We start from the raw sequence: 14,348 nt of genomic DNA, 5'->3' as shown, positions 1-14,348 counted from the left end.
ACGCTTGCGCGTGCGTTTGGCTGCAAGCTCGAATCCAGTGGTGGCAAGGCTTGTCTGTTGCATCGCTCCACTGTCTCAGATCAGGCCGTCATGGGGCTGACTTTTGCAGACCTTCCTTAGGTATGTTTCTGATAAGACGTGGGTGGATGCCACTGGCTCGCTTCTTTACAGAACCAGGCGCGACAAAATCTTTCGGCTCTCCACTCAGCCACCCAACAAAAACGGCTTGCCCCCCACCGGCGTCGTCGCCACAGCAAAGTCCTGCTTGGCCATCACGCCGGCCAGATAGGCGGCGCGACCGGCCTCGATGGCCTGGCGGAAGGCGCTGGCCATGCGCACCGGGTCGGACGACTGGCTGACGGCGCTGTTGAGCAGCACGGCGTCAAAGCCCATCTCCATCGCCTGCGCGGCGTGGCTGGGCGCGCCGATGCCGGCGTCGACGATCAGCACCACGCCGGGCAGGCGCTCGCGCAGCAGGCGCAGCGCAAACGGATTCACCAGCCCCTGGCCGCTGCCAATGGGCGCGCCCCAGGGCATGAGCAGCGGGCAACCCGCGTCCAGCAGGCGTTGGCAGGTCACCAGATCGTCGGTGCAGTAGGGCAAGACAGTGAAACCGTCTTGGCTGAGCTGGCGCGCCGCCTCGACCAGCTCCACCGGGTCGGGTTGCTGCGTGTAGTCGTCGCCCACCACTTCCAGCTTGACCCAGGGCGTGCCGTACAGCTCGCGCGCCATCTGCGCCAGTTGCACCGCCTCGCGTGCGGTGGTGCAGCCCGCGGTGTTGGGCAGCAGGCGCGCGCCGGTTTCTTTCAGCGTGGCCTGGATCATCTGCACGAAGCCGTTGTCGCCCCCGGCGGCCAGCTGGCGCTTGAGGCCCACGGTGACCACCTGGCTGCGCGAGGCCAGCATGGCCTCGCGCAGCACCTGCGGCGAGGGGTAGCCAGCGGTGCCGAGGAGAAAGCGGCTGGTGAGGGCGATGTCGCCGACCTGCCAGGTGTCTGTGGCGACAGCAGACGTGGGATCAGTGTTCATGAAAATACGCTCATAGTCCGTGCCTCAACCCCAAAAGCAACCATGGGGATCGGCGTCAATTTCGGCGACCACCTGCTCAAGCTCCTTCAGCATGGGCTTGGGGTCGTACCGGTGCCACTTCTGGTCTGAACGCATCCAGAAGAGCTTCCAGCTGCCTTGCGCCTTGACGTAGGTGGCCTTGGCCACCGGCTGCTCGTGCATGGCATCGCCGCCGCGCCAGTCGGCGCGAAGCTCGTACAGCTCCACACTCTGGCCGACAACGCGAAACACCAGGTCTACCTGTTCCCGCACAGCGGGCGGGGGCCGCCGTTTGGTCGCCAGCGCACCAACGATTTTCTCGGCACGCTTTTGCTCGAATTCGCTCAACGCCACTCTTCACCCCCCCACGATCGGCTGAAACAGCAGCACCGCATCGCCCTCGCCCAGCACCCGCCCAGCCCGCGCGCCACGTGGCACGAACTCGCCATTGATGGCCGTACTCACGCCTTCCGGCGCATGACCAAGCTGCTCGACCAGGGCCGCCAGCGTGGTGCCGGTGGCCACGGGATGCGGCTGGCCGTCAAGCTGAATGGTCAGGCTGGCGCTGCCGGTCGAAGCCGAGAGCGGTTTGGATGATGCGGTGGTATTCATAAGAAAAATATGATCTGGTGCCTTCCTATAAAGCGTCAATAGCTATTGATTCAGGAGCAATTTCAGAAAGCATCCCGCCATTGTCGCGCAGCACCATGTGCGCCAGCATGATGCCCTCACGCGCCATGCGTTTGCGCCAGAGGTTGCGCAGAAGTGCTGACGGCAGTGGCTGCCAGCCGACCCAGCGCCTGCACCAGCCGGTCGATGTCGGCCTCGGTGTGGGCGACTGACAGCGCGATGCGCAGCCGGGCCGTGCCTTCGGGCACGGTGGGCGGGCGGATGGCGGGCACCCACAGGCCCTGCTCTTGCAAACCCTGCATGACCGCCAGCGCCTCGGCGTTGCCACCGATCATCAGCGGCTGAATGGGGGTGGCCGAGTGGCCGAGCTGCCAGCCGCTGCGCGCCAGCACCGGTTGCAGGCCCTGGCGCAATCGCGCTATGGCACGCTGCAACTGCGCCCGGCGGCCGTCGCCCTGTTCGATCAGGTGCAGGCTGGCACGCAGCGCGCACGCCAGTGGGGCCGGTGCGGCGGTGGCGAAGATGTAGCTGCGCGTCTTCTGCAACAGCCATTCAACCAATTCATCAGGCCCGGCCACGAAGGCACCAGCCACGCCAGCGGCCTTGCCCAGCGTGGCCATGTACAGCACGCGGCGCGATGCGTTGGCACCGGTCAGACCAGCGGCGGCCAGGCTGCCGCGCCCCTGAGGGCCGCAGACACCAAAGCCGTGCGCGTCGTCCAGCAGCAGCAGTGCGTCGTGCCGTTCGCACAGTGCCAGCAGGGCGGGAATGTCGGCGCTGTCGCCGTCCATGCTGAACACCGCATCGCTCATCACCAGTTTGCGCGGCGCGGGGCTGGCGGCCAGTTGCGCCTCAAGGTCGGCCAGATTGGCGTGTGCGCAGCGGTGGATGCGCGCACGCGAGAGGCGTGCGCCGTCAATCAGGCAGGCGTGGTTGAGCGCGTCGGAAAAGATGGCATCGCCCTCGCCCACCAGCGCGGGGACGATGCCCGCATTGGTGGCGTAGCCAGCGTAAAAATACAACGCGCGCGGCAGACCGGTGAAGGCGGCCAGCTCGCGCTCCAATGCGTCGTTGGCGCTGCTGTGGCCGCTGACCAGCGGTGATGCGCCTGCGCCCGTGCCATAGCGGTACGCACCGTCGCAGGCGGCTGCGGCCAGTGCGGGGTGGGTGGCCAGGGCCAGGTAGTCGTTGCTGCAAAAGGCCAGCATCTCGCGCCCGTCCACGCGCAGCCGGGCACCACCGGCAGGTTCGGCCACGCGGCGGTGGCGGCGCAGGTGGGCATCGTCCAGCGCGGCCAGGCGCTGGGGAATTTGGTCGAGCCAGGAGGCTGGCGAGGGAATCGTCGGTGCGTTCATGGCAGTTGCATGGCCACGCGATGAAAGTCAGGCGCAGCGCTGTGGGAAATGTCGGCCAGCAGCGGGGCATTGAGCTGCTGGCGCAGGTAGGTGATGTTCTCATCGGGAGCGGCCATGCCGGGGTCGAGGCGATTGGCCACCCAGCCCGCCAGTGTCAGGCCGCACGCGCGGATGGCCTGCGCCGTCAGCAGCGCGTGGTTCAGGCAGCCCAGGCGCATGCCCACCACCAGCACCACAGGCAGGCCCAGGGCCTGCGCCAGATCGCCGCCGGTATGCCCAGGTGAAAGCGGCACCAAAAAGCCGCCAGCGCCTTCTACCACCACCGCGTCGGCGCGCTGCGCAAGCTGACGTTGGCAGTCCACGAGGTGGGCGATATCGATGCACATGCCCGCACGCCCGGCGGCCAGGTGCGGCGAGAGCGCTTCGGGCAGGTGCACAGGGTTGTCCAGATCGCGCGGCACCGCCACGGTGGAGGCGTTGCGCAGAGCCATGGCATCCTCGCTGTCCCAGCCACTGGGGGTCTGCACCAGACCAGCGGCCACGGGCTTCATGCCAACCACACGCCGGTGGTGCCGGGCCAGCGCGTGCAACAGCGCGCAGGCCACCAGGGTCTTGCCAACCCCGGTGTCGGTGCCGGTGACGAAGAAGGCGGTCATCAGGGGCTTTCCGCAAGCGTGGCTTCAAGTGCCGCCAGTGCGCCGTCGGCCAGATGCTGCATGGCCTCGGCATCGAGCACGTACGGCGGCATCAAATACAGCGTGTTGCCAATGGGCCGCAGCACTAGGCCGCGTGCCAGTGCGTGGCCCTGGTAGCGGCGTGCAAAATCGGGCAGCGCGGTATCGATGTCCCAGGCCCAGATCATCCCCTGGCGCCGGGCGTGGCGCACTTGCGGGTGGCCAGACAGGGGAGCCAGCAAAACGTCCAGAGCCTGTGCGGTGTCCCGGTTGCGGGCCAATGCACCTTCCGTCTCGAACAGATCAAGCGTGGTCAGCGCGGCGCGGCAGGCCAGCGGGTTGCCGGTGTAGGAATGCGAGTGCAGAAAGCCGCGCGCCACGTCGTCGTCATAAAAAGCCGCGTACACCGCATCGGTGGTCAACACCGCCGACAGCGGCAGGGTGCCGCCAGTCAGTCCCTTGGACAGGCACAGGAAGTCGGGCCGGATGCCAGCCTGCTCATGCGCAAACAGGGTGCCGGTGCGGCCAAAGCCGGTGGCAATTTCGTCCACCACCAGGTGCACGTCGTGGCGGTCGCACAGCGCGCGCGCCTGGCGCAGGTAGTCGGCGTCGTGCATGGCCATGCCGGCGGCGCACTGCACCAGTGGCTCAACGATCAGCGCAGCGGTGCTTTCATGGTGCAGTGCCAGCCAGTCTCCCAGCGCGGCAGCGGCGGCCCCGGCCCCGACGCCGCGCTGGTCGGGGCTGGGCACGGTGGCGGCCAGGCGCACCAGCGGTGCGTAGGCTTGGCGAAACAGCGCAATGTCGGTGACGGCCAGCGCACCCACGGTTTCACCGTGGTAGCCGCCGACCAGCCCAACAAAATGACTCTTGGCGGGCCGCCCGCTGTTGCGCCAGAAATGCGCGCTCATCTTCAGCGCAATTTCGGTGGCCGAGGCACCGTCGCTGGCGTAGAAGGCGTGGCCCAGAGCGGTCAGCGCCGACAGCCGCTCCGACAACTCCACCACCGGCGCATGGGTAAAGCCTGCGAGCATCACGTGGTCGAGCCGATTCATCTGGTCGGCCAGCGCGGCGCGCATGGCCGGATGACTGTGACCGAACAGGTTGACCCACCAGGAGCTGACCGCATCCAGGTAGCGCCGACCATCGGTGTCGACCAGCCAAGGCCCTTCGGCGCGCGCAATCGCCACGGGCGGCAGCGCCTCGTGCCGCTTCATCTGCGTGCACGGGTGCCACACGCTGCGCAAGCTGCGCTGCGCCAAGGTGGCTGTGCTCATGTTTTTTGCACCGGCACGTGATCGCGTGAACCTGTGGCGCGGTTGTTGCCGTCGACGAACACCAGTTGCGGCTTGTGCGCCGCCACCCGGTCTTCGTGCACCTGGGCAAAGGCCGCGATGATTAGCAAATCGCCCGCCGAGGCGCGGCGTGCCGCCGAGCCGTTGACCGAAATCATGCCCGAACCCCGCTCGCCCTTGATGGCGTAGGTGATGAAGCGCTCGCCGTTGTTGATGTTCCAGATGTGAACCTGCTCGTTCTCGGCAATGTTGGCGGCGTCCAGCAGGTCTTCGTCGATGGCGCACGAGCCTTCGTAGTGCAGCTCGCACTGGGTCACGGCAACGCGGTGAATCTTGGACTTGAGCAGGGTGCGAAACATGGGCATCTCCAGTAGGGTTTGAGCGATCAGCCGCCCGCAATGGTCTGAAAGGTTAGCACCGCATCGCCGCGCAATGGTGTCAGGAGATCGATCTCCATTGCCCGCAGCGCGTCTTGCACCAGCGCCGGTGCCAGCAGCCAGCCGTGGCGGAACAGGCCGTTGATGCGCAACAGGTGTGGCGCATGTTGAACCAGCGGGCCGTTGTCGGGCAGCGCGGGGCGCAGGTTGACGTCGAGCTTGAGGATGCGCGCCTCGGCCAGCGCGGGCACCACACTGTGGGCAGCGGCCAGCAGCTCGACCACGCTGCGCAGGCTGGCCGGACTGCGGTCTTCGCTCTCGATCTCGCTGGCACCCACCAGCACGTCGCGCGCGGTGCGTGGCACGATGTAGACGCGGTGGCGCGGGTGCAGCAGGCGCACCGGGCACGTCAGACCGTGGCCGGGGCAGTCGAGCCAGACCACTTCACCACGCACACCACGGACGTACAGGGAGTTGGCTCGTCCGCCCACACCCCTGCCCTCTCCCGCAGGCGGGAGAGGAAGCAAACCCGCACCCACACCACGCACATCAACCACGACATCGAAGGCCAGCGCGCGACCATCGGCCAGACGCAGCGTGCCGCCGCCCTCGCCCGCTTCCACCGTCAACACGCGCTGCCCCCAATGCCAATCAACGTCAACAGCGCCTGCATACAGCGCCGCCATCATCGCCACGGTGTCGATAAAGCCCTCACCCGGCAGCAGCCAGGCGTGCGAAGGGCCTTGGATGGATGGCTCCAGCGCGCGCAGCGCGGTCATCTCCAGCGGCTGCACGCCTTCAGCCGGGCTGGCGGCACGCCATTCAGGCGTGGCCGTGGCGCTTTGCAAGCGATTCAACACACGCTGCGCCGCGCCCAAATCGGCCCGGTGGGCCACCAGCAGGCTGCCGCCCACCTGGACCTTTGGTGCCTCTGGCAAGGCCGCAGCAATTTGCGGCCACAGCGCCAGCGAACGCCAGCCCAGCGCGGCCACGGCAGGTTCAGCGTTGTCCAGCTCAGCCAGCGGGCTGAGCATACCCGCCGCTGTAAACGCCGCCGCCGTCGGCACATAAGGATCAGGCGCTTGGCTGCGCGGTACGGATTGTGGGCCGGTGGCAGGGTCAAACACGCTGACGCGGTGGCCCACTTGCGACAAATGCCAAGCCAGCAACCGCCCCAGCAGACCCGCGCCAGCGATACCGATATGCATGGCTTTAGTCATGATTTGCAATTAATTTGACAGATTTTTGTGTGTGCCAACAAACAAGCATCAAAGGGCATTAAGAGCGTGCAACGTCTCAGCGTGAGGGGTGTGGGATGCGGATCGGGATGGGCTGCAAGGCGCAGACCGCCCGAGGCCGCGCCCACACACCCGCGCAGAGACGTTGAACACGCTCTAAGCCTTTTGCCGCGTTCAGGCGGGCTTGATCGGCACATAAAACTCCCCGCCCTTGGCTTGAAACTCGGCCGACTTTTCATCCATGCCGCGTTGCAGCGCATCCTGCTCGCTCAAGCCCTTGGCGGCAGCGAAGTCGCGCACTTCCTGCGTGATCTTCATGCTGCAGAACTTGGGGCCGCACATGCTGCAAAAATGCGCGGTCTTGCTGGAGTCTTTGGGCAGGGTTTCGTCGTGGAAGTCGCGCGCGGTGTCCGGGTCCAGCCCCAGGTTGAACTGGTCTTCCCAGCGGAACTCGAAGCGCGCGTGGCTGATGGCGTCGTCGCGCGCGCGGGCGCTGGGGTGGCCCTTGGCCACGTCGGCGGCGTGTGCGGCGATCTTGTAGGCGATGATGCCCTGCTTGACGTCGTCGCGGTCGGGCAGGCCCAGGTGCTCCTTGGGCGTCACGTAGCAGAGCATGGCGGTGCCCATCCAGCCGATCATGGCCGCGCCGATGGCGCTGGCAATGTGGTCGTAACCCAGCGCGATGTCGATGGTCAGCGGCCCCAGGGTGTAGAACGGCGCCTCGTGGCAGGTTTTCAGCTGCTCGTCCATGTTGGCCTGGATCATGTGCATGGGCACGTGGCCGGGGCCTTCGATCATGGTCTGCACGTCGTGCTTCCAGGCCACCTGCGTCAACTCGCCCAGCGTGTGCAGTTCGGCAAACTGAGCTTCGTCGTTGGCGTCTGAGGCGCAGCCGGGGCGCAGGCCGTCGCCCAGGCTGAAGCTGACGTCATACGCTTTCATGATGGCGCAGATGTCTTCAAAGTGCGTGTAGAGAAAGCTCTCCTGATGGTGCGCGATGCACCACTTGGCCATGATGGAGCCGCCGCGGCTGACGATGCCGGTGACGCGATCGGCCGTCAGGTGGATAAAGGGCAGCCGCACGCCAGCGTGGATGGTGAAGTAGTCCACGCCCTGCTCGGCCTGCTCGATCAGCGTGTCACGGAAGATCGGCCAGGTCAGCTCCTCGGCCACGCCGCCCACCTTTTCCAGCGCCTGGTAGATGGGCACAGTGCCGATGGGCACGGGTGAGTTGCGCAAAATCCAGTCGCGCGTGGTGTGGATGTTTTTGCCGGTACTCAAATCCATCACCGTGTCGGCACCCCAGCGGATCGACCAGACCAGCTTTTCCACCTCTTCTTCGATGCTGCTGGTAACGGCCGAATTGCCGATGTTGGCGTTGATCTTGACGCGGAAGTTGCGGCCGATGGCCATCGGCTCGATCTCCGGGTGGTTGATGTTGGCCGGGATGATGGCGCGCCCTCTGGCCACCTCGTCGCGCACGAACTCGGGCGTGATGCGCTCGGGCAACACCGCACCCATCGGGTTGCCGCGGCGGCGCGACTCGCGCTGGGTGTTGCCTAAAAATTCTCTCGTCCACTCCAGTCGGCCGTTTTCGCGCAGGGCGACGTATTCCATCTCGGGCGTGACGATGCCGCGTCGGGCGTAGTGCATCTGCGTCACGTTGGCTCCGGCCTTGGCACGACGCGGCTGGCGTTGCAGCCCGGCAGCCTCGCGGCGCAGCTGGTCGATGCGCTCGGCATCCCGCATGTCATGTTTGCCGCCATCGTCCAGGATCTGGGCCAGACGGCCTTCATAACCTTCTGTATCACCGCGCTCGTCGATCCAGCCTTGGCGCACTGCGGCCAGGCCACACCGCACGTCGATGCTGGCCTGCGGGTCGGTGTAAGGGCCGGACGTGTCGTAAAACGATACTTCGCGCCCATTGGTCAGCGCGACATCGCGCACTGGTACGCGAATATCGACGCGGCTGCCGATGATGCTGCCCTTACGCGATGCGGGCAGTGGCGTGCGCGTCAGCGCCAACAGGTGGGTCAACTGGGTCAGTTTGTCGGGGGCGTTCATGGGCAAGTCTCCTGGGTCGTCGTGGGACTCCGGATGCCCGCCTGTGATGGGTTGTGCGCCTGCGGGCAGCATCATCCATCAAGAGCCTGCTCTTCCTTACGCCGGTACTAGCCGGATCAAGTTGACGGGTTCGGCCTTAAAAGCCATCTCAGCTCGCCATCATGGCGGGCACCCCGGAGTTGTTGCCCATAATACATGCAAGCCTGCGCATACCGATTGACCTGAGATCAAAAATGTCCATTCGGCTCATCACTCTCACGATCAGCCAGTTGCACCAACCAACAGGCTGTTGCAGATGCGTCGCACTTGGGCAAGCCAGGTTTCATCAGCCATCGGTTTATCACCGATTTTTCAGGCTATAATGCAAGGCTTATTCCCCGATAGCTCAGTCGGTAGAGCGCCGGACTGTTAATCCGTAGGTCCCTGGTTCGAGCCCAGGTCGGGGAGCCAACAAAATAAAAGCCCGCTGTGTTTTTCGCAGCGGGCTTTTTCGCTATTTCGTGGCCAAACTGGCATTTTGGATCAATGCTACCGCACGCAGCGCGCCATTCCCAGCCGATCTGGCGACACGTATTCACGGCGGTAAACCTCGAACGGCATGCTGTCTGTGGACTCAATGCGCTGCTGGTCGGCCATCGACTGGTCGGCCAGACGGTTGAAATGGGCCTGGGTTTTCAGCGTCATTTCCAGCGCCAAAAAATCGGCGCGGTTGTGCAGCGAACGGTCGCGCACAAAGGCGACGAAGTTGCCCTCGTAGTCGCCCCGCACGGCTTGCAGCACCCGCGCTGAAGGCAATTGGGCAGGGTCGGCCAGCAGCGTCTGGGCTGCCGCCAGTGCACGGGCATAGGCATCGCCGTCGTCCACGGCATCCATTTGGGCAGCCACAGGTGCCAATGCCGCCACGATGTCGGCTACCCAATCGGCCAGCAGCGTGGGTTGGCCGTGGCGCATCAACTTCAACCCCGGCTCGCGCCCGTGTGTGGCCGTCAGGTGCTGGTTGGTTTTGAGGTCGTTGATTTCTTCTGGCGTGTCCAGCGGGCTGTCGCTCAACAGGCAGTACAGCAAGAACATGTCTAAAAACCGCACCGTGTCGGCCCCAATGCCTGCCGCCTCAAACGGGTTCAAATCCATCAGCCGCACTTCAACATATTCCACCCCGCGCTCGCGCAGGGCGTGCAAAGGGCGTTCGCCGGGCCGAATCACCCGTTTGGGGCGGATGGTGCCGTAAAACTCGTTTTCAATTTGCAGCAGCGTGTTCGACAACTGGTTGTATTCGCCGCCCGGGCTTTGGACGCCAATCGCTTCATAGGGTGGGTAAGGCTGGGTCAACGCCTGCTCCAGCGATGCGGCATAGCTGCCCAGGCAGTTGTAGCTGACGGCCAGCGATGCCTGCGCGTCGCTTTGATAGCCCAGCCGCCCCATGCGCAACGAGGTGGCATAAGGCAGGTGCATGGCGTGCCTGCCCAGCGGTTGCAGCTCGTGCTCGCGCTCGGCCACAAAGCGGGAGCACACGGCCGGTGAAGCACCAAACAGATACAGCAAGGCCACGGCATGGCGTCTGAAATTACGGATTAACCCGAAATATTCATCATTGCCCAGCCCCGGCAGCGACCAGTTGTAGTGAATGCCTGAGATGGTTTGCATGCGCCGCCCATACCGGTGCGCCAGTCCCATGCGGTACACGCTTTTGGCGCGCCCCACGTTGCTGCTGCCGTAGCGCCCGAGCGGAATGGTTTCATCCACCGGCAGGCCGCACGGCATGCTCGATACCCACAGCATTTCGTCGCCCAGCGCCGCCAGTTGGCGATAGACCACCTGGTGGATCTGCGTCAGCTCGGCCAGCGCAGCGTCTACGCTGGCGTGCACGCCGGTCACCAGTTCAAGCTGTGATTCGCTGAAATCGGTGGTGATGTGCGGGTGCGTCAGCGCCGACCCCAGCGGCGCGGGATGCGGCGTGAGCGCCAGTGTGCCGTCGGCGTGCGAGCGCAGGCTTTCTTTTTCGATGCCGCAGCGCATGCCGCGCAGGCGGTCTGGGGTCAGTGCGGCGAGCCGCTCCCTCAGCGTACTCATAGGGTGTCCTCTCTAAGGGCGTGTTGAATATCTCTGCGCGAGGGGTGTGGGATGCGGGTCGGGATGGGCTGCAAGGCGCAAGCCGCCCGAGGCCGTACCCACACGCCCACGAGGAGACGTTGAACACGCCCTATGCAGAGGCGGCGACGGTATCACAGGCGTGATGACCGTGCCGGGCCGCGCCCATCCTGGCGAAAAACCCGGCGCAAAACCCGACACAGAAGCCGCCATGCTCAACGCACGCCAGCGGTCATTGGTGTTTTTTAGCGCTTGGCCGTCATCGCCAGCTTCAGCTCGTTGGTGCCTTGTTCGGTGCCGCTTTCAGGCACGATTTCACCCTCGCTGCTGGTCACTTGATCCAAGGCCGCCAGCAGGCGCTCGGGCGTATCGGGCGTCAGGCCCAGGTGCAGCCCGCGTGTCAGCGTGATGTGCGCCGCCTCATACGTGCCCGCGCCCGCACACAAAATGGTGCGGGTGGGGGCCTGCTCGCTGGCCAGCACCAGCATGGCGGGCACCACCGCTTCGGGGTTGAGGGCGGCAAACACCTCGGGCGGCACCAGCCCTTCGGTCATGCGCGTGGCCGCCGTAGGGGCCAGTGCGTTGACGTGGATACCGTGCTTGGCCCCTTCAAGGCTCAAGGTCTGCATCAAACCCACCTGGGCCAGCTTGGCCGCACCATAGTTCGACTGGCCAAAGTTGCCATACAGGCCGGTGGATGAGGTGGTCATCACGATGCGGCCGTATTTTTGCTCCACCATATGCGGCCACACCGCCTTGCAGGTGTGCACCGCGCCCATCAGGTGCACGTCCAGCACCAGGCGGAAATCGGCCAGATCCATCTTGGCAAAGCTCTTGTCGCGCAAGATGCCCGCGTTGTTGACCAGCACGTCCACCCGACCCCAGATGTCCATGGTTTGCTGCACCATGGCCTGCACGGCGTCAAAATCGGTCACCGACGCGCCATTGGCTATGGCCTCACCGCCTGCGGCCTTGATTTCGTCGACCACCTTTTGCGCCGCCGTGGCCGAGCTGCCCGAGCCATCCACCGCCCCGCCCAGGTCGTTGACCACCACCTTGGCACCGCGCGCGGCCAGGCCCAGCGCGTGCAAGCGGCCCACACCGCCGCCTGCGCCCGTCACGATGGCCACGCGGCCTGAAAAATCGATCTTGCTCATACAGTCTTTTCCTTACATGGAGATTGAATTCGGCCTGAACTTTAATACATCATTGGTAGTTACCCTGCACTTACCTTGTGACTACCCCGCCATCGCGCCCCCTGATCGCCGGTTTGCCCCCTGTTACCGGCCAGACAGCGGCCCCCGGCAAGTGGCCGCACAATCGCCGTTATGGAACTGAACCACGACGTGATCGACACCCCGCCGCGCGATGCCGCCTCGATGGTGATGCTGCGCGACGGCGCGCCCGGCCTGCAAGTGCTGCTGATGCGTCGGCACACCAACTCGGCCGTGCTGGGCGGGGCTTACGTCTTTGCGGGCGGCAAGGTCGATCAGGCCGATAGCCAGCCCGCCTCGCTCGACCGGCTTGACCGCCCACCTGCCGATTTGCACCCGCTGCTGGGTGAACCCGCCCTGCCCCCCGCCCTGTCCGCCGCCTTTTTTGTGGCCGCCGCGCGCGAGGCGTTTGAAGAATCGGGCCTGCTGTTTGCCCTGCGCGATCGCCAGCCGCTGGGCGAATCCGCACAGCACGCCGCCTTCGAGGCCATCGCCCAGGGCCAGCCGTTCAGCCAGATGCTGGCCGATCACGCCTTGCAACTTGACACCCGCAACCTGGCCCCCTGGTCGCGCTGGATCACCCCGCGCCGCCCTTCGGTGATGAACAAGCGCTTCGACACCCGCTTTTTCCTGGCCGCCGTGCCGCCAGACCAGCAAGCACGGATCGACGACTTTGAAGTGACCGAGGCGCGCTGGCTCACCCCCCGCGCGGCGCTGGCGCAGTACCGCGACCATGAGATCGACATGGCCCCGCCGCAAATCGTCAGCCTGCTGCACCTGCTGCAATACCGCGACGTGGCACACGCCCTGGCCGATGCCCGCACGCGCCGCCCGCCCCTGATCCAGCCCGAGGCGGTAGAAGACGGTGGCACACGCGTGCTGTGCTACCCCGGCGACACCGCCCACCCCGAGTCCTCCCGCGCCCTGCCCGCGCCCGTGCCCACCCGCGTGGTGTGGCGCAACCAGCGCTTTGAGCCGCCGCAAGGGCTGGCCGCCTTCATTGACTGAACCTGGATCCCAACGCCTGGACTTCGACGCCTGAACCGCCATGACTGCTGCCCTGCCCACTGCTGCCCGGCCTACTGCTGGGCCTGAACTGATCTCTGACGAACTGGCCCTGCTGCATCGCCTGGTGCCGCTGCACGCACAGCGCATCATCGAGCTGGGCTGCGGCGCGGCCGGGCTGTCGCGCCGCCTGCTGCAAACCTACCCCGGCTGCCGTGTGCAGGCGCTGGAGGTCGACGCCATCCAGCACGCCAAAAACCTGGCCGCACCGCCCACACCCGGCCTGCACTTCGTGGCTGCGGGCGCGCAGGCCATTCCCGCCGAAGACGCCAGCTTCGAGCTGGCCCTGATGCTCAAATCACTGCACCACGTTCCCCAGGCGCTGATGGATCAAAGCCTGGCCGAAGCGTGCCGCGTGCTGCGCCCCGGTGGGCACCTGTATGTGTCCGAGCCAGTATTCGACGGCCCGCTGAACGAAGTAGTGCGCCTGTTCAACGACGAGCAACAGGTGCGTCTGCACGCCATCGCCGCGCTGCAACGCGCGCTGGCCCAGGGCGGCTGGCAACAGGTGGCTGAACTGCGCTTTGCCATGCCCGCGCGCTACGCCAACTTTGACGAATTTGAGCGCCGCATGACCCACGTCACCTTCGCTGAGCGCCGTTTTGACGACGCCCTGCGCGAGCGCGTGCGCGAACGCTTCGAGGCCCTGCGCCCACCCGGCGGCGCACCCTTCTTGCGGCCCATGCGGGTTAATTTGCTTCAAAAAATATAGCTGTTATTGCGATGCACAATTGCGTCAACGGCTAAAAACACCACCAACAAGAAGATTTGGCATGCGCCCCGCCATCCGCCGTCAGACCCTGGGCGACATCTTGCACCGCACCGCTATCCGTGTACCAAACAAACTGGCCACGGCCTGCCAGCGAATGCTTTTGCGCAAAAGCCCTGCAGCGCCAGGATTTTGTCCTTGTGTTTCTTTTTGCGGCTCAGACGCTTCGGAGCAGCCCAGCGTCCGCCGTCCGGCCCTATCTGTAATTTGAAGCGATCCTGCGTGCTGCGCAGCAAATACAACACGGTCGCCACGTCCCCAAGGACATGCGCGCTGCGGTCTATGACCATCTGCCCGGCGCACGGGGCAAGCCCATGCGTCATGCTGTGCGAACATAGGCATCGTCACAACTGCAACCGGTACCACAACCCAGGAAGTCCACCATGCTCAATTTTTTCAAAAAGAAAGCCGCGCCGCAGCATCCGCCTGTGGTCACCGAGCCGCAACACCCGCCCGTGCCCAAAATCCTGCAAGAGGCGCTCAAGGACTATCCGGAGCTGGTTGCCAGACTGGAGAAAGGACTCAAGCGAAC

At 65.3% G+C, this 14,348-nt stretch carries 14 protein-coding genes, 1 tRNA gene and 1 riboswitch; of the genes, 3 read left to right on the top strand and 12 right to left on the bottom strand.

All coding sequences use genetic code 11. The features are described 5' to 3' along the window. Positions 1-204 precede the first annotated feature (204 nt). The 9 genes from ACK5NW_RS01860 to thiC form a co-directional block, all read right to left on the bottom strand. Positions 205-1,029 carry a thiazole synthase gene (locus ACK5NW_RS01860; protein ID WP_416924551.1) on the bottom strand — a complete coding sequence of 275 codons (825 nt, stop codon included), beginning with the start codon at positions 1,027-1,029 and terminating at the stop codon, positions 205-207. A 24-nt stretch (positions 1,030-1,053) separates the two neighbouring features. After that, positions 1,054-1,395: a DUF3024 domain-containing protein gene (locus ACK5NW_RS01855; protein ID WP_416924550.1), complete on the bottom strand. Its 342-nt coding sequence runs from the start codon at positions 1,393-1,395 to the stop codon at positions 1,054-1,056. Between the two features lie 9 nt (positions 1,396-1,404). Then, positions 1,405-1,659, bottom strand: coding sequence for a sulfur carrier protein ThiS (thiS, locus tag ACK5NW_RS01850; RefSeq protein ID WP_416924549.1), 255 nt, complete (start codon positions 1,657-1,659; stop codon positions 1,405-1,407). A gap of 116 nt (positions 1,660-1,775) precedes the next feature. Further along, positions 1,776-3,032 (bottom strand): 8-amino-7-oxononanoate synthase, encoded by a 1,257-nt coding sequence (gene bioF, locus ACK5NW_RS01845; protein ID WP_416924548.1) that lies wholly within the window; start codon positions 3,030-3,032, stop codon positions 1,776-1,778. Beyond that, complete coding sequence (gene bioD, locus ACK5NW_RS01840) at positions 3,029-3,688, bottom strand: dethiobiotin synthase (RefSeq protein ID WP_416924547.1); 660 nt, start codon at positions 3,686-3,688, stop codon at positions 3,029-3,031. Before bioD ends, bioF begins: the two co-directional genes overlap by 4 nt. Continuing rightward, complete coding sequence (locus ACK5NW_RS01835) at positions 3,688-4,983, bottom strand: adenosylmethionine--8-amino-7-oxononanoate transaminase (protein ID WP_416924546.1); 1,296 nt, start codon at positions 4,981-4,983, stop codon at positions 3,688-3,690. Before ACK5NW_RS01835 ends, bioD begins: the two co-directional genes overlap by 1 nt. Further along, positions 4,980-5,360, bottom strand: coding sequence for an aspartate 1-decarboxylase (gene panD / locus ACK5NW_RS01830; RefSeq protein WP_416924545.1), 381 nt, complete (start codon positions 5,358-5,360; stop codon positions 4,980-4,982). Before panD ends, ACK5NW_RS01835 begins: the two co-directional genes overlap by 4 nt. A gap of 26 nt (positions 5,361-5,386) precedes the next feature. Next, complete coding sequence (locus ACK5NW_RS01825; RefSeq protein WP_416924544.1) at positions 5,387-6,598, bottom strand: FAD-dependent oxidoreductase; 1,212 nt, start codon at positions 6,596-6,598, stop codon at positions 5,387-5,389. Between the two features lie 192 nt (positions 6,599-6,790). Beyond that, positions 6,791-8,680: a phosphomethylpyrimidine synthase ThiC gene (gene thiC, locus ACK5NW_RS01820; protein ID WP_416924543.1), complete on the bottom strand. Its 1,890-nt coding sequence runs from the start codon at positions 8,678-8,680 to the stop codon at positions 6,791-6,793. A 75-nt stretch (positions 8,681-8,755) separates the two neighbouring features. Continuing rightward, a riboswitch (TPP riboswitch) is annotated at positions 8,756-8,866 on the bottom strand. A 188-nt stretch (positions 8,867-9,054) separates the two neighbouring features. Here thiC and ACK5NW_RS01815 point away from each other — a divergent pair. Further along, positions 9,055-9,130: transfer RNA gene (locus tag ACK5NW_RS01815), tRNA-Asn, on the top strand. A 78-nt stretch (positions 9,131-9,208) separates the two neighbouring features. Here the strand turns inward: ACK5NW_RS01815 and gshA are convergent. Together gshA and ACK5NW_RS01805 are read right to left on the bottom strand one after the other, a co-directional pair. After that, entirely contained in the window at positions 9,209-10,750 is a 1,542-nt protein-coding gene (gene gshA, locus ACK5NW_RS01810) for a glutamate--cysteine ligase (protein WP_416924542.1), read from the bottom strand. A gap of 263 nt (positions 10,751-11,013) precedes the next feature. Further along, positions 11,014-11,925: an SDR family NAD(P)-dependent oxidoreductase gene (locus ACK5NW_RS01805; protein ID WP_416924541.1), complete on the bottom strand. Its 912-nt coding sequence runs from the start codon at positions 11,923-11,925 to the stop codon at positions 11,014-11,016. A gap of 171 nt (positions 11,926-12,096) precedes the next feature. On the opposite strand from ACK5NW_RS01805, the gene ACK5NW_RS01800 reads away from it, so the two are divergent. After that, positions 12,097-12,990, top strand: coding sequence for an NUDIX hydrolase (locus tag ACK5NW_RS01800; protein ID WP_416924540.1), 894 nt, complete (start codon positions 12,097-12,099; stop codon positions 12,988-12,990). 40 nt (positions 12,991-13,030) lie between these two features. After that, entirely contained in the window at positions 13,031-13,759 is a 729-nt protein-coding gene (locus tag ACK5NW_RS01795) for a methyltransferase domain-containing protein (RefSeq protein ID WP_416924539.1), read from the top strand. Between the two features lie 113 nt (positions 13,760-13,872). Here ACK5NW_RS01795 and ACK5NW_RS01790 read toward each other — a convergent pair whose 3' ends face one another. Then, positions 13,873-14,106: a phage virion morphogenesis protein gene (locus ACK5NW_RS01790; RefSeq protein ID WP_416924538.1), complete on the bottom strand. Its 234-nt coding sequence runs from the start codon at positions 14,104-14,106 to the stop codon at positions 13,873-13,875. Between the last annotated feature and the right edge of the window lie 242 nt (positions 14,107-14,348).

It is taken from the genome of Ottowia sp. (assembly GCF_047975795.1).
GTDB lineage: Bacteria > Pseudomonadota > Gammaproteobacteria > Burkholderiales > Burkholderiaceae_C > Ottowia.
This window is presented reverse-complemented; position numbering and strand designations above follow the sequence as displayed.

Bases quoted from the DNA above. Each gene is read 5' to 3' on its own strand.
- ACK5NW_RS01860 (WP_416924551.1), bottom strand. From the start codon at position 1,029: ATGAACACTGATCCCACGTCTGCTGTCGCCACAGACACCTGGCAGGTC.
- thiS (WP_416924549.1), bottom strand. From the start codon at position 1,659: ATGAATACCACCGCATCATCCAAACCGCTCTCGGCTTCGACCGGCAGC.
- bioF (WP_416924548.1), bottom strand. From the start codon at position 3,032: ATGAACGCACCGACGATTCCCTCGCCAGCCTCCTGGCTCGACCAAATT.
- bioD (WP_416924547.1), bottom strand. From the start codon at position 3,688: ATGACCGCCTTCTTCGTCACCGGCACCGACACCGGGGTTGGCAAGACC.
- ACK5NW_RS01835 (WP_416924546.1), bottom strand. From the start codon at position 4,983: ATGAGCACAGCCACCTTGGCGCAGCGCAGCTTGCGCAGCGTGTGGCAC.
- panD (WP_416924545.1), bottom strand. From the start codon at position 5,360: ATGTTTCGCACCCTGCTCAAGTCCAAGATTCACCGCGTTGCCGTGACC.
- ACK5NW_RS01825 (WP_416924544.1), bottom strand. From the start codon at position 6,598: ATGACTAAAGCCATGCATATCGGTATCGCTGGCGCGGGTCTGCTGGGG.
- thiC (WP_416924543.1), bottom strand. From the start codon at position 8,680: ATGAACGCCCCCGACAAACTGACCCAGTTGACCCACCTGTTGGCGCTG.
- gshA (WP_416924542.1), bottom strand. From the start codon at position 10,750: ATGAGTACGCTGAGGGAGCGGCTCGCCGCACTGACCCCAGACCGCCTG.
- ACK5NW_RS01805 (WP_416924541.1), bottom strand. From the start codon at position 11,925: ATGAGCAAGATCGATTTTTCAGGCCGCGTGGCCATCGTGACGGGCGCA.
- ACK5NW_RS01800 (WP_416924540.1), top strand. From the start codon at position 12,097: ATGGAACTGAACCACGACGTGATCGACACCCCGCCGCGCGATGCCGCC.
- ACK5NW_RS01795 (WP_416924539.1), top strand. From the start codon at position 13,031: ATGACTGCTGCCCTGCCCACTGCTGCCCGGCCTACTGCTGGGCCTGAA.
- ACK5NW_RS01790 (WP_416924538.1), bottom strand. From the start codon at position 14,106: ATGGTCATAGACCGCAGCGCGCATGTCCTTGGGGACGTGGCGACCGTG.